The organism is Thalassotalea sp. G20_0 (assembly GCF_017744175.1).
Classification (GTDB): Bacteria; Pseudomonadota; Gammaproteobacteria; order Pseudomonadales; family Endozoicomonadaceae; genus Endozoicomonas.
Window position 1 is genome coordinate 1 of record NZ_JAGHQV010000396.1, and the last position, 675, is coordinate 675.

The following is a 675-nucleotide window of genomic DNA, read 5'->3' on the forward strand; positions in this document are numbered from 1 at the left end:
CTGTTGAGTTAACAGGCATCAGGAAGGCCAGCCATGTATTAGGGCTGGCGAAGCCTTCCCATGCTATGCACGGGAAGGGGGTTGCACTGCTTGTGCTGTTCTTACCACCAGGTTTCTGCCTGAACACCGAAGGTGAAGCCGTCAGTGTCGTTTGCAAATGAAGCGCCACCAATCTGCCCCTTGGAATCATCGTTCCACTTGGCGTAGGTACCGAATACACGAATAACAGGACGAGCCCAGTAGCCACGGCCAGCAGACCACTGTTGGGCTATGGTCATTTTGGCTAATTTAGAGTCGTCACCATTGTCAAAAGCATTTTCAACCTGATCATATCCGACTTCCAGAGCAGTACTCATGATGTCGTTCCAGAAGTAAATCGGACGGGCTCCAACACTGATCCAAGTCTGGTCGTCTTTATTGCTGTCTTTAAATGACAGCTTGTTGTAGCTCGCGATGTATTGCATTTCTACATTATCACCAAGAGTTACATAACCATGATCCATAATCCGGTAGAAATCCTGGCCATCAAGATTGTCGGTTGCAAGCTCTGAAACACCCTGGCCATTGGTTCCGATACCACTGGCTGTCATCGCATCTGTAGCGTACTGAACAACAAATTTGTTAAAGCCACCGAAGAAATTGCTCTGGGTATGTTCCAGAGTGACCATGTAGCCG

The 675-nt window shown here is 48.4% G+C and carries 1 protein-coding gene; it reads right to left on the minus strand.

The features are described from left to right. Positions 1-101: 101 nt before the first annotated feature. Positions 102-675 (minus strand): carbohydrate porin (locus J7438_RS26705; RefSeq protein ID WP_209279048.1); only part of this gene is annotated, 574 nt, incomplete at its 5' end.